This is a genomic window from Microbulbifer sp. S227A (assembly GCF_049800935.1).
Genome location: NZ_JBNAFZ010000001.1, coordinates 411,236 through 423,856 on the forward strand (window position 1 = coordinate 411,236; position 12,621 = coordinate 423,856).

The window sequence follows — 12,621 nt, forward strand, 5'->3', positions numbered from 1 at the left end:
ACAGCAAAAGGAACGCCAAGATGCGCGTGTATTATGATCGCGATTGCGACATCAACCTGATCAAGGACAAGAAAGTGGCCATTCTGGGCTATGGCAGCCAGGGGCACGCGCACGCGCTGAACCTGCGCGATTCCGGTGCCAAGAACCTGGCCGTCGCACTGCGCGAAGGCAGCCCCAGTGCCGCCAAGGCGGAAGCCGAGGGCCTGCAGGTCATGGGGATCGCCGAAGCCGCCGCATGGGCCGACCTGATCATGTTCACCATGCCCGACGAATTGCAGGCCGAGACCTACAAGAAATACGTGCATGACAACATCCGCGAAGGCGCGGCAATTGCCTTTGCCCACGGCCTGAACGTGCATTTCGGCCTGATCGAGCCCAAGCCGGGCGTCGACGTCATCATGATGGCCCCCAAAGGCCCCGGCCACACCGTGCGCGGTGAATACACCAAGGGCGGCGGCGTACCTTGCCTGGTTGCGGTCAACAACGACGCATCGGGCAAGGCGCTGGAAATCGGCCTGTCCTATTGCTCGGCCATCGGTGGCGGCCGCTCGGGCATCATCGAGACCAACTTCCGCGAGGAATGCGAAACCGACCTGTTCGGTGAACAGGCCGTGCTCTGTGGCGGTCTGGTCGAACTGATCCGCATGGGCTTTGAAACCCTGGTCGAAGCCGGTTACGCCCCGGAAATGGCCTATTTCGAATGCCTGCACGAAGTGAAGCTGATCGTCGACCTGATCTATGAAGGCGGCATCGCCAACATGAACTACTCGATCTCGAATACCGCGGAATACGGCGAATATGTCAGCGGTCCGCGCATCCTGCCCTATGACGAGACCAAGGCCCGGATGAAAGCGGTTCTGAGCGACATCCAGACCGGCAAGTTCGTGCGCGACTTCATGGCGGAGAACCAGGTTGGCCAGCCGTTCTTCAAAGGCACACGCCGCCTGAATGACGAACATCAGATCGAACAGGTTGGCGAAAAGCTGCGCGGCATGATGCCGTGGATCAGCGCCGGCAAGATGGTCGACAAAGAAAAGAACTGATCCGGTTCAGGGTGCGTTCGCGCACCCTTCGATCCGCATCGAAGCGTTCCTTCTTGACCCCGGCCCGGCGCCGGGGTCTCGTTGTTTCAGGGCATGTGGCACGCAACCACGACACAACAAGGTATTGATCTGAATGGAATCCCGCCCCGACATCACCGCCAGGAGCTGGGCCATGATCGCCACATTGGGGCTGGTCTGGGGCGGCACGTTCCTGGTGATCGAGCTGGCATTGCGCGGGATCACGCCGTTTTGGCTCGCCACCGCGCGGATCGGGTTTGCCGCGATGCTGACCCTGGCGATCTGGCGGATGATGGGCGGGCGCTTGTGGCTTGGCGACCAGACCGCATGGGGGGCGCTGGCGATCACCGGGATCCTCAGCAGCGCCCTGCCCTTCATGCTGCTCAGCTGGGGGCAGCAACATGTCACAAGCGGTTTTGCCGGGGTGTCGATGGCGGCGGTGGTGCTGATGGTGCTGCCGCTGGCCCATGTCCTGATCCCCGGTGAGCGCATGACACCGCGCCGGACATTGGGGTTCCTCATCGGCTTTGCCGGGGTCGTGGTGCTGATCGGTGGGCAGGCCCTTGACAGCACCGGCACCGCGCTTGAGGGCTGGGGTCGCATGGCCTGTCTCTCTGCTGCCGGGTGCTATGCGATCAGTTCGGTCATGATGCGCAAGCTGCCTCCGATCGACCCCTACGCACTTGCCGCCCTGCAACTGGTGATCGGCGCGGGCCTGGTCCTGCCCGCGGCACTGGTTGTCGAAGGGTTGCCACCCCGTCCGCCGAACGAGACGCTGTTCTATCTCGCGGTGCTTGGGCTGATCCCCACGGCGGCGGCCAACCTGTTGCGGGTTCTGGTCATCCGCAGCGCCGGGCCGGTTTTCATGGGGCTGACCAATTACCAGGTGCCGCTCTGGTCGGTCATCCTGGGGGCGGCGTTCCTGCACGAACCCCTGCCCCATAGCCTGATGCTGGCGATGGTCCTGATCCTTGGCGGGATGGGGCTCAGCCAATACGGCGCGTTGCGACGACTGTTCGCGCGGTCTGGCCCGCAGGGTTGAGCCACGATCGCGGCTTGCGCCCTATTGCGCCGCCGCGTCCGAGCCAACCGCGTCGCTCACCGTCTGAACGATACTGTCCACGGTGCGCTCGAGCATCGCCGGATCCTCGCATTCGGCCATCACCCGGATCAACGGTTCGGTGCCCGACTTGCGGATCAGCAATCGCCCCTTGCCCCGCAGCTCGGCCTCGGCATCGGCAATCGCGCTCTGCACCAATGGCAATTCCAGCGGCTGCTGCCCGTCGCCATAGCGCACGTTGCGGAGCAATTGCGGAACCGGCTCGAACTGGCGCGCCAGCACGCTTGCCGGGGTGTCCGAGCGCACCATTTCAGCCAGGAAATGCAGCCCCGCCATTAACCCGTCACCGGTGGTGGCATAGTCGGTCATCACGATATGGCCCGATTGTTCACCACCAAGATTATAGCCGCCCTCGCGCATGCGTTCGACCACATAGCGATCCCCCACCCCGGTCCGTTCGAGCCGCAACCCCTGTGCCTGAAGGTGGCGCTCAAGGCCCAGGTTGGACATCACCGTCGCCACCAACGCCCCGCCGGCAAGCTGGTCCTCGGCGGCGCGGCGCGTGGCCAGCAGCGCCATCAGCTGGTCGCCATCCGCGATGGTGCCGGTTTCGTCGATCAGGATCACGCGGTCGGCATCGCCGTCCAGGCAGATTCCCACATCGGCCCCATGGGCCACCACCGTTTCCGCCGCCGCGAGCGGTTTGGTCGATCCGCAACCCCGGTTGATGTTGTGCCCGTCGGGCGACACCCCCACCGGGATCACTTCGGCCCCAAGTTCCCAAAGGGTTTCCGGCGCGGTGCGATAGGCGGCCCCGTTGGCGCAATCAATCACCACCTTCAGCCCGTCCAGCCGCAGGTCGCGCGGCAACGAGGATTTGACCCGCTCGCCATAGCGGAACCGGGCATCGTCGATACGCTTGGCACGCCCGATATTCATTGCCTGCGCCGGCTCCACCCCCTGGCCGATCAACGCCTCGATCTCGACCTCGACCTGGTCCGACAACTTGTAGCCATCGGGTCCAAAGAACTTGATGCCATTGTCTTCGGCCGGGTTGTGGCTGGCCGAGATCATCACCCCCAGGTCGGCCCGCATCGACCGGGTCATCAGCCCCACCGCCGGTGTCGGCACCGGGCCGAGCAGCAGCACGTTCATGCCGGTCGATGTCAGCCCGGCGGTCAGGGCGTTCTCGAACATGTAGCCAGACAGGCGTGTATCCTTGCCGATCACCACCCGATGCACGCCACCGGCCTCGCGCCGAAAGTACCGCCCCACCGCGGCCCCGATCCGCAACGCCATGTCGGCGGTCATCGGATGAACATTGGCCTTGCCACGAACGCCGTCGGTTCCAAACAATTCTCGCATCAGATGTCCTTGTCGCTATCTCGCTGCCGCCCAGAGACGCAGGGCCTGCGCCGTCTCGGCCACGTCATGTACCCGCAGGATTTGCACACCCTGCGCCAGCGCGGCAAGCCCCACGGCGATGGAACCGGGCGCACGGCTGGCAGGCTCCGGAGCCTGGCCGATCGATCCGATGAACCGCTTTCGCGACACACCAAGCAGGATCGGGCAGCCGAGGCCGTGAAACAGGGCGATATTGCGCAATAGCGCAAGGTTATGCGCCTCGGTCTTGCCAAAGCCGATCCCCGGATCGATGACCATGCGATCACGGGAGATCCCGATGCGCTCCAGCGCGGTCACGCGGTCCTGCAAATAGGCATAGACATCCAGCAACACGTTATCATAGCGCGGGTCCTGCTGCATCGTCGCCGGATCGCCGAGCGCGTGCATGATGCAGATCGGCACACCGGCAGAGGCGCAGAGCGGGCCAAGCGCGGCATCATAGGTAAAACCGGCCACGTCATTGACCATCGACGCGCCCGCCGCGATGGCCGCCTGCGCAACGGCGGATTTGCGGGTATCGATGGAAATCCGCATATCGGTTTCCCGCATCAGGGCGGAAATCACCGGCGCCGTACGCTTTGTTTCGATATCATCATCAATGGTGTCGGCCCCGGGACGGGTCGATTCGCCCCCGATATCGATGATCGTCGCCCCGGACCGCACCATGTCCTGCGCCACCGCGCGGGCGGCATCTAGCGTGTTGTGCCGCCCGCCGTCGGAAAAGCTGTCTGGCGTGACGTTCAGAATACCCATGATCTGCGGCCCGGTCATGTCGAGCCCCATCACCGGCGCACGCGGCGCGGTAAGGTTTTCGAGCAACTCCCGAGGCAGATCGCGCACCTGCACGACACGGGGCGGCACGTTGCGCGCATGGATCTCGGCATGAGTGAACCACAGATGCGGCGTACCCGCCAACGGCACCGCGTCGCCGGGTCTCATGCGTCCATGCTGGACCAGCGGTCTCGCGGCCTGTGTCACAGGATTTGCTGCTCGACCGGCACCGCGCGCAGGGGCACGCCCGCGTCCTCCGGCAGGTCCGCGCCAATCACCAGCATCTCGTCCGCGGCAAAGGTTGCCGCGAACCACGCCGCCAACGCCACCGCATCGGACGGCGCGGCAGAGGGGCCGTCAACCGCATCGAGCACGATCTTGGACGGGGCCCAGACACAGATCTGGCCATTCTTCATCGCCCAGTCGAGTTCGGTTCGCGTCGACACCACCTTGCAGCGCAGATCACGCGCGGCAAGCGCCCAGGCGTTCTGTTCGATGGCCAGCAGGTCGATCCGGCGTTGCGTCATCTTGTGCCCGGTCATCGGGCGCGGTTGCTCATGCGCCCCGACACACAACACCAGCGGGCGATCCCCCCCGGCAAGCTGGTCGATCCAGCCCGACAGGTTATCGGATGCAATGGCGCGGTTTGACAGGTAGGTCAGGCGCGGATGCGGGCGGTCATCGTCATGCGCGGCACTGTCCAAGCCCTCTGGCGCGATCTGGTCGCGACCGCGCACGATCTCGACCCCAAGGGCACCCGGCCCCCGGTCGAGCTTTTCCACCCGCACGAACACCCGCATTGCCTGGGGTTCCAGCAGGATGCGCTCGGCAATCCGCGCCGCGAGGGTTTCCAGAAGGTTGAGCCGCTCTTCGGCCAGCTCATGCTGGATCGCTTCTGTTACCTTGTCATAGGACAGGATGCGGTCGACATCATCGTCGATCGGCCCGGTAAGCGGCTGTACCTCGACCACCACGTTGAAACAAATCCGCTGGCTCTTGCCGCGCTCGGCCTGGAATGCGCCGATATCGACCGCAACGATGTGATCGCGCAACGATATCCGGTCCAGCGGGTCCTGCGAGGCGGTTGCTTCGGCGCGCTCGGAAGGATGCGCGAAAGCGAGGCGAATTTCAGAAGTCATCAGGGAGCCTTATGTTTGTGCCCGAAACAGGGGCACGCCGGGTTTACCGGCCAACCTAGCAGCACGGGCAAGCCACGACCAGCCGCCAATCGGCCCGGATGTGGCAACCGTGTGGAGGCCAGGAGAAAAGCAGGCCAGCGCCCATGAACCCTCCCAAGCTCATGACCGCTGGCCTTGACCGTCCGGCATCACCAGGGTGGCGGTCGGTGCGGTGCGTCGTTTCAGGGTCTGCGGCCCATCTCATGATTTCCTTGCGGAAACCCCCTCCAGGATGGCCGCCCCTGACGACGCCGTATGGCGGCATCGCGCCGCTGGGATCACTCGCTGCTCGCGGTGCGGATCCCCGGGCGATAGAAAACGTGCACACCAATACGCGCGGTTTCCTGGAACCGGCGCGACCAGGACGGGCGCACTGCGTTGGTGTGGTAATAGGTTGCGCCGTCGGTCAACTCGCTGCTGACCCCGTCGATTGCGGCACGCGCCACCTTGGAGACCCGGCGAAACGCCCCCGGCTCTGCGATGATCTCCTCGTGGCCGTCACATGTGTAGGTGAACTGGCACTGGTAGCGGCGTCCGGTGCCTTGGTTGATCACCGCGCAAACGGAATCGGGAAAGCGGCTGCTTTCGACCCGGTTCAGGATCACTTCCGCAACGGCGAACTGACCTTTGACGGTTTCCCCGCGCGCCTCGAAATACAGCGCCTCGGACAGGCAGCGCCATTGCTCGCCACCGCTGGCAGGCGGTTGGCTGTCAATCCAGCTTCTGGAAAAGGTCGCGGTGATCGGTTTGATCTCGGCCCGCGGTTGTGAAGCGGTCAGCAGCGATTTCAGGTATGGGCCAAGTCCCATGCGCTTGGTCTTGGTGCGTTCCTGTGTCTCTTCGACAGGGTCAGCGCGTTTGACATCGGCATGGGCCGCGTCGGGCGCAAGGCCGGTTCCAATCGCAAAAAGGCAGGCAGCCGCGATTGCGGTTTTCAAGCGAAGCATTTTGTACAAATCCCCAAAGAACGATCCGCGCCGGACCCTCCCGCGACAAGCGCAGGGCAGGCCATAGACAAAATTTTGTGCAAGATCCAGTTTTGTGGATTTTGCAAGCGGATTTTCGCGTATGAACTGCCCGTATTTGAGTCAGTCAGCCCCGCACGCGGCGGGATTTGCGGCAATTTCCCGCTTCAACCTCCCGCCAGCTTGTCCGCGATAGCCAGTTGCGCCGCCGCCAGCCGGGCCACGGGAACCCGGAACGGCGAACAGGAAACATAGTCAAACCCCGCCGCCCGGCAGAAATCGATGGATTCGGGATTGCCGCCATGTTCGCCGCAGATCGACAGGGTCAGGCCCGGATTGCTGGCCCGGCCCCGCTCGGCCCCCAGCTGCACCAATTCGCCAACGCCTTCGGTATCCAGAACATGGAACGGGTCTTCGGGAAAGACATGTTGTTGAACATAATCCGACATGAACCGCCCGGCATCGTCGCGCGACAGCCCATAGGTCATCTGGGTCAGGTCATTGGTGCCAAAGCTGAGAAACGACGTGTAGGGCGCGAATTCGGCGGCGCGCAGACAGGCGCGCGGGGTCTCGACCATGACGCCAAGGCGATAGTTGAACGATTTGCCCTGCTCGGCGCGCACCGCGGCGGCCACCGCATCGACCCGTTTCTTGACCAGTTCGACCTCGCGGCGGGCCGACACCAGCGGGATCATGATCTCGGGCACCACCGGTTCGCCATCTTCGCTGGCGCGCAGCGTCGCCTCAAAGATCGCACGGGCCTGCATGTCGTAGATCTCGGGCACCGTCACCCCGAGCCGCACCCCGCGCAGGCCCAGCATCGGGTTGTATTCCTCCATCGCCTCGACCTGCCGCACCACGTCGCTGACCGGCAGGTTCAGCGCCTCGGCCAGCTCCCGTTGCCCCGACTTGGTGTTGGGCAGGAACTCGTGCAGCGGCGGGTCGAACAGGCGAATGCAGACCGGCTTGCCCTGCATGATACGAAACAGCTGCATGAAATCGTCGCGCTGCATGGGCAGCAGCCGCTCAAGCACCGCCGCGCGACCGGCAGAGGTCTGGGCAAAGATCATCTCGCGCATGACCGTCATCCGGCCGGGATCGAAAAACATGTGCTCGGTCCGGCACAGCCCGATGCCCTGCGCGTCGAAATTGCGCGCGGTCTGGGCGTCGGCGGGGCTGTCGGCATTGGCGCGGATGCCGATGTCGCGTGCATCGTCCGCCCAGCCCATCAAGGTCTGGAACGCATCGTCCAGCGCCGCCTCGATCATCGCCGGTTCCCCCGCGAGCACCTGGCCATTGCCGCCATCGATGGTGATGATGTCACCGGCACGCAACACCCGGCCATCGGGCGCGATCAATTGCCGCTTGCCGGTGACAAAGCGCAATGTCGACGCCCCCACGATGCAGGGCAGGCCCAGCCCGCGCCCGATCACCGCCGCGTGGCTGGTGATGCCGCCGCGTTCGGTCAGCACCCCGGCGGCGGCGTGCATCCCGCGGATATCCTCGGGCGAGGTTTCCCGGCGGATCAGGATACAGGCCTCGCCCCGCGCGGCGGATGACTGTGCCTCGGCCGAGGTAAAGACAATCCGCCCGGTCGCGGCGCCGGGGCTGGCGGCAATGCCGGTGGCCAACACGTCCCGCCTGGCATCGGGTGCCACCTGCCGGTGCAACAGCTCGGTCACCGCGTGCGGGTCGATGCGCATCACCGCCTCTTGCGGCGTGATGATGCCGTCGCGGGCCAGCTGCACGGCGATCCTGACCGCCGCGCGGCTGCTGCGCGATACCCGCACCCCGTCCAGAATATGCACCTGCCCGTCGCCGATGACGAATTCCACCTGCATCTCTTCGCGCAGCTTGCGCCTCATCAGGGCGGCGTGGTCCTTGAGATCGGCAAAGGCTTCGGGCGCGGCCTCGGCCAGCGACGGGCCGCGTTCGTCCACCTCGAGATACAGCGCCTCGCTTCCGGCCCCAAGCGCATCGCGGCCCTGGCTCTGGCTCAGGTAGCGGCCGGTGATCTGCGGCTTGCCGGTTTCGCGATCCACCAGCTGCAAGACCCCCGAGCCGCATTCGCCCTGCCCGACGCCGGGGATCATCTCCTGCACCACGAGGCCCAGCCCCGCATCCGCCGGGGCACCCTTGGCCTGGCGCAGCAATCGCGCCGAGGTGCCCTCCCAGGCCCGCGCCATCGACCGCAGCACCGCCGCCAGCTGATCCGCCGGGTCCTGCGGGAAACGCTCTTCGGTCTCGGTTTCATAGGCCAGCAAGGTCTCGCGCAGCCCCTGTGCCCCGTCGCTCGCAACCCCGTCGAACATGTCCGGGTCGAGCCGCGCCACGTGAAAGGAATAGGATTGCACGAACCGCAGGTACAACGCCGCCGCCGCATCCTCGCCCAGGCTGCTGCACAGCTCGGCATAGCGCGCATCGTTCATGCCCACATTCAGCACCGCCCCCGGCCCGCCCCAGTCCGGGTCTTCCGAGGACGGGCGCACACAGAGCAGGGTCTCGGGCTCGAACTGGCCGACAATGGCGACGATATCGGGCATTTCATCGGCGGCGATGCGATGCACCGCATCAAACGACAGCGCCACGGTGCGCGGCACCGGCATGTCAAGGCGCACCAGCCGTTGCAGACATTTGGCGCGGCCCCCATGGGTCGACGCGGCCAGCGGCGCGTCGGAGGTGATCAGCGTGGTATGCGGGTTGTTTTGCATGGGTTTTCTGCGCCGCCGCTCATAGGGAATTCCTGCGCCGCAGCATAGGCGCAGGGGGCGGCGGCGCAAGAGAAAGCGTACGCCCGGTCGTCAGCCTTCGACGCGGGTCAGGTCGGCCACCGAGCTACAGATGCTGCGGATCTGGCTCAGCAGGTTCAACCGGTTGCGGCGCACGGTCTGATTGTCGGTGTTGACCTGCACGTTCTCGAAAAACGCATCGATCGGCGCGCGCAGCCCGGCCATCGCGGCCATGGCGGTCGGGAAATCCTGCGCCGCCAGCGCCGGGTCGATCTCGGCCTTGGCTGCGTCCAGCGCCGCGAACAGCGCCTTTTCGCTGTCATCCTCGGCAAACTTCACATCCGCGCCATAGGAATATTCGACCCCGTCCTTGTCCTCGGCCTGGGACAGGATGTTGTTGGCGCGCTTGAACCCCTGCAACAGGTTCTCGCCATCCTCGGTCGCCAGCACGTCATTCAGCGCCCGCGCCCGTTTGACCAGCAGGTTCAGATCGTCATTGCCCGCCATTGCGATGCAGGCGTCGATGATGTCATGGCGGATGCCCTGATCGCGCAGGTAGACCTTGAGGCGGTCGTGGATGAAGGCGAGGAGGTCCATTGTTTTCTGGTCAACCTGCCGACCATCAATCATTTTGACCGAAGCGCGCGCGATGGCAACTGCCCCCTCTTCCTTGCGCAGTGCCGCTGTGCAAGCTTCAAAAACCCCATCCAGGTGCAGTTCGATCAGATCTACGAGACCAAGTTTCAGGCCCTTCGTCAGGATCAGCCTCACCACCCCCAAAGCTGCCCGACGCAGCGCGAAGGGGTCTTTGGACCCCGTGGGTTTCTCGTCAATCGCCCAGAACCCCGTCAGCATGTCGAGCTTGTCGGCCAGCGCCACGGCAACCGAGAGCGGAGCGGTGGGCACGTCATCCGAGGGGCCGAGGGGCGAGTAATGCTCCTGCGCCACGGCGGCGATTTCGGCGGGATGGCCAGCGGCTTCGATGTAATACCGCCCCATAAGTCCCTGAAGCTCTGGGAATTCATAGACCATCTCGCTGGACAGGTCGGCCTTGGCCAGCTCTGCCGCCAGCCCGGCCTGATCTGCGTCGGCCCCCACCGACGGGGCCAGTTCGCGGGCCAGCGCCGAAATGCGGCGGATGCGGTCGCCCTGGCTGCCCAGCTTGTTGTGAAATGTCACGTTTTCCAGCGATTGCGTCCAGACAGCCATGTCCGATCTGGCCACCCGCAGGTCGTTTTCCCAGAAGAACTTGGCATCGGCCAGACGCGCCGACAGCACCTTTTGGTTGCCCGCCAGGATGGTCGCGCCCTGATCGGCGGTTTCGCGGTTGGCGACGGTGATGAACCGCTCGATCCGCCCCGTCGCCGGGTTGCGCACGGAAAAGAATTTCTGATGCTCGCGCATCGAGGTTTGCAGAACCTCGGGCGGCAGGTCGAGGAAATCGTCGTCGATCTGTCCCATCAGCGTCACCGGCCATTCGACCAGCCCCGCCACCTCGGCCAACAGGCCCTTGTCCTCGACCACCTCAAGCCCCGCGGCAAAGGCGAGATTGGTGGCGTCGGCCCAGATATGATCCGCCCGTTCCGCAGGGTTCAGCATGACATGGGCGCGTTTGAGCTTGGCCTCGTAATCCTCGAACGAAGTGACCGGGAACCGCCCCGGCGCCATGAAGCGATGCCCCTCGGTGCTGTCGCCCGCCGCCAGCCCGTCCAGCGTCATCGGAACGGTGGTGGTGCCGGCCTCGTCCGTCAGGATGCACAGGATCGAATGCAAGGGGCGCACCCAACGCAGTGTGCCGCTGCCCCATCGCATGGATTTGGGCCAGGGAAAGTTGCGGATGGTGGTTTCCAGCACTTCGGCAATGATCTCGGCGGCGGGGCGACCCGGCTTTTCGATCACCGCGAAATAGACCGCGCCCTTGGGCGTGTCGCGTTGCTCCAGATCATCCAGCGCCACGCCGGCACCGCGCAGAAACCCCTGGATCGCCTTTTCCGGCGCATCCACGCGCGGCCCCTTGCGCTCTTCGCGCAGTGCCGGCGACTCGGCCTGCATCCCCTCGATGGCGAGGGTCAGGCGGCGCGGGGTCGAAAAGGCAGCGGCACCGGCATAGGTCAGGCCGGCCTCGACCAGCCCGTCGGTCACGCGCTTTTTCAGGTCCTCGGCGGCGCGGGCCTGCATCCGCGCGGGGATCTCTTCGGAAAAGAGTTCAATGAGCAGGTCGGGCATGGCTGGTCCTCAGAAGTTCAGGATCATCTGGATGATCACCGCGTTGGCGATATCGACGATAAAGGCGGATACAAGGGGGAGTATGACAAAGGCAATAGGCGACGGGCCAAAGCGCTTGGTCACGGCGGTCATATTGGCGATGGCTGTCGGGGTCGCGCCCAGGGCAAAGCCACCGAACCCCGCCGCGAGAACGGCGGCCCGATAACCCCGCCCCATCAGCTCAAACAGCAGGTAACGCACGAAAATCACCGTGAACACGGTCTGCGCGAGCATGATGGCGGCAATCGCGACGCCAAGGTCGGCAATGGTCCAGAGTTGCAGGCTCATCAGCGACATGGCGAGAAACGCGCCAAGGGCGAATTCCGAGATCAGCGCCAGCGACCGCGTGCGCGTCACCGGGCGGGCACGAGGAAACAGCAACGCGCGCAGGTTGGCAATGGCGATGCCCATGATCAGGCAGGGCACAAAGAGCGGCAGCTTGACCCCCGCCGCCGCCAGCGCGCCATGCAGAACATAACCGAGAATGATCGCCAGATTGAGATAGAGCAGCACCCGCATGATCGACATGTGGTTGATCGCGGCGTCGTCGCCATCCGGGCCGCTGGCCAGGCCGACGGTGTTGACCTCGTCCGGGCGATCGGGGGCCAGGTTGTACCGCGCGATCAGGTGCCCGGCAATCGGACCACCGATCAGCGCCGCCAGCACCAGACCGAGCGTCGCCACCGCGACGCCGAGCTCGGCAACATTCTCAAGCCCCGTCGCAGCGGCCACGTCGGGTGCCCATGCAATCGCGGTTCCGTGCCCGCCGATCAGCGCCGCCGAGCCGAACATCACGCCGGTCTGCGCGGGAAAGCCAAAGACGGTCGCCCCCAGCACACCGATCAGGTTCTGCGCCAGGATCGCCAACACCGTCAGGATCGCCAGCAGAACCAGCGGCTTGCCTCCGGCCAACAGGTCGGAAAACCGGGCATTGAGGCCGATCCCGGCAAAGAACAGCACCAGCAGGAAATCCCGCGTGGCGAGTTCAAAGCTGATTTCCACACCGGTGGCCAGATAGACCGCCAGCACCAGCACCGCCATTGCCAGCCCGCCAGTCACCGGTTCGGGGATGTTGAACCGCCGCAACAGCCCCACCCGCGCATTGGTTTGCGCACCCGCAAGGAACACGGCAAAGCCGAGCGTTGCGGTCAGGAAATCGGGGACAAGGTAGCTGGCGCTCATCTGGAC

At 64.9% G+C, this 12,621-nt stretch carries 9 protein-coding genes; 2 read left to right on the plus strand and 7 right to left on the minus strand.

All coding sequences use genetic code 11. The annotated features are described in order from the left end of the window. The first annotated feature begins 20 nt into the window (after nucleotides 1-20). Together ilvC and ACP15R_RS02000 are read left to right on the plus strand one after the other, a co-directional pair. Nucleotides 21-1,043, plus strand: a complete 1,023-nt coding sequence (gene ilvC / locus ACP15R_RS01995) for a ketol-acid reductoisomerase (protein ID WP_424984691.1) — start codon at nucleotides 21-23, stop codon at nucleotides 1,041-1,043. Nucleotides 1,044-1,215: 172 nt separating this feature from the next. After that, nucleotides 1,216-2,103 (plus strand): DMT family transporter, encoded by an 888-nt coding sequence (locus ACP15R_RS02000; protein ID WP_424984692.1) that lies wholly within the window; start codon nucleotides 1,216-1,218, stop codon nucleotides 2,101-2,103. Nucleotides 2,104-2,124: 21 nt separating this feature from the next. Here the strand turns inward: ACP15R_RS02000 and glmM are convergent, their stop codons facing one another. From glmM to gltS, 7 genes are all read right to left on the minus strand, one after another. Further along, nucleotides 2,125-3,486 (minus strand): phosphoglucosamine mutase, encoded by a 1,362-nt coding sequence (gene glmM / locus ACP15R_RS02005; protein WP_424984693.1) that lies wholly within the window; start codon nucleotides 3,484-3,486, stop codon nucleotides 2,125-2,127. A gap of 15 nt (nucleotides 3,487-3,501) precedes the next feature. After that, on the minus strand, nucleotides 3,502-4,464 hold the full coding sequence (folP, locus tag ACP15R_RS02010; RefSeq protein WP_424984694.1) for a dihydropteroate synthase: 963 nt from the start codon (nucleotides 4,462-4,464) through the stop codon (nucleotides 3,502-3,504). A gap of 35 nt (nucleotides 4,465-4,499) precedes the next feature. Then, nucleotides 4,500-5,435: a dihydroneopterin aldolase gene (locus ACP15R_RS02015; RefSeq protein WP_424984695.1), complete on the minus strand. Its 936-nt coding sequence runs from the start codon at nucleotides 5,433-5,435 to the stop codon at nucleotides 4,500-4,502. A 317-nt stretch (nucleotides 5,436-5,752) separates the two neighbouring features. Next, on the minus strand, nucleotides 5,753-6,421 hold the full coding sequence (locus ACP15R_RS02020) for a cell wall hydrolase (RefSeq protein WP_424984696.1): 669 nt from the start codon (nucleotides 6,419-6,421) through the stop codon (nucleotides 5,753-5,755). Between the two features lie 185 nt (nucleotides 6,422-6,606). Further along, nucleotides 6,607-9,150 carry a putative PEP-binding protein gene (locus tag ACP15R_RS02025; RefSeq protein ID WP_424984697.1) on the minus strand — a complete coding sequence of 848 codons (2,544 nt, stop codon included), beginning with the start codon at nucleotides 9,148-9,150 and terminating at the stop codon, nucleotides 6,607-6,609. Nucleotides 9,151-9,240: 90 nt separating this feature from the next. Further along, nucleotides 9,241-11,394 (minus strand): glycine--tRNA ligase subunit beta, encoded by a 2,154-nt coding sequence (gene glyS / locus ACP15R_RS02030; protein WP_424984698.1) that lies wholly within the window; start codon nucleotides 11,392-11,394, stop codon nucleotides 9,241-9,243. 9 nt (nucleotides 11,395-11,403) lie between these two features. Next, the gene (gene gltS / locus ACP15R_RS02035) at nucleotides 11,404-12,615 is read right to left on the minus strand and encodes a sodium/glutamate symporter (RefSeq protein WP_424984699.1); all 1,212 of its coding nucleotides are present in this window, start codon (nucleotides 12,613-12,615) and stop codon (nucleotides 11,404-11,406) included. Between the last annotated feature and the right edge of the window lie 6 nt (nucleotides 12,616-12,621).

What these genes read in the sequence shown, in the direction of transcription:
- ilvC (WP_424984691.1), top strand. Translation starts at nt 21, where the DNA reads ATGCGCGTGTATTATGATCGCGATTGCGACATCAACCTGATCAAGGAC.
- ACP15R_RS02000 (WP_424984692.1), top strand. Translation starts at nt 1,216, where the DNA reads ATGATCGCCACATTGGGGCTGGTCTGGGGCGGCACGTTCCTGGTGATC.
- glmM (WP_424984693.1), bottom strand. Translation starts at nt 3,486, where the DNA reads ATGCGAGAATTGTTTGGAACCGACGGCGTTCGTGGCAAGGCCAATGTT.
- folP (WP_424984694.1), bottom strand. Translation starts at nt 4,464, where the DNA reads ATGAGACCCGGCGACGCGGTGCCGTTGGCGGGTACGCCGCATCTGTGG.
- ACP15R_RS02015 (WP_424984695.1), bottom strand. Translation starts at nt 5,435, where the DNA reads ATGACTTCTGAAATTCGCCTCGCTTTCGCGCATCCTTCCGAGCGCGCC.
- ACP15R_RS02020 (WP_424984696.1), bottom strand. Translation starts at nt 6,421, where the DNA reads ATGCTTCGCTTGAAAACCGCAATCGCGGCTGCCTGCCTTTTTGCGATT.
- ACP15R_RS02025 (WP_424984697.1), bottom strand. Translation starts at nt 9,150, where the DNA reads ATGCAAAACAACCCGCATACCACGCTGATCACCTCCGACGCGCCGCTG.
- glyS (WP_424984698.1), bottom strand. Translation starts at nt 11,394, where the DNA reads ATGCCCGACCTGCTCATTGAACTCTTTTCCGAAGAGATCCCCGCGCGG.
- gltS (WP_424984699.1), bottom strand. Translation starts at nt 12,615, where the DNA reads ATGAGCGCCAGCTACCTTGTCCCCGATTTCCTGACCGCAACGCTCGGC.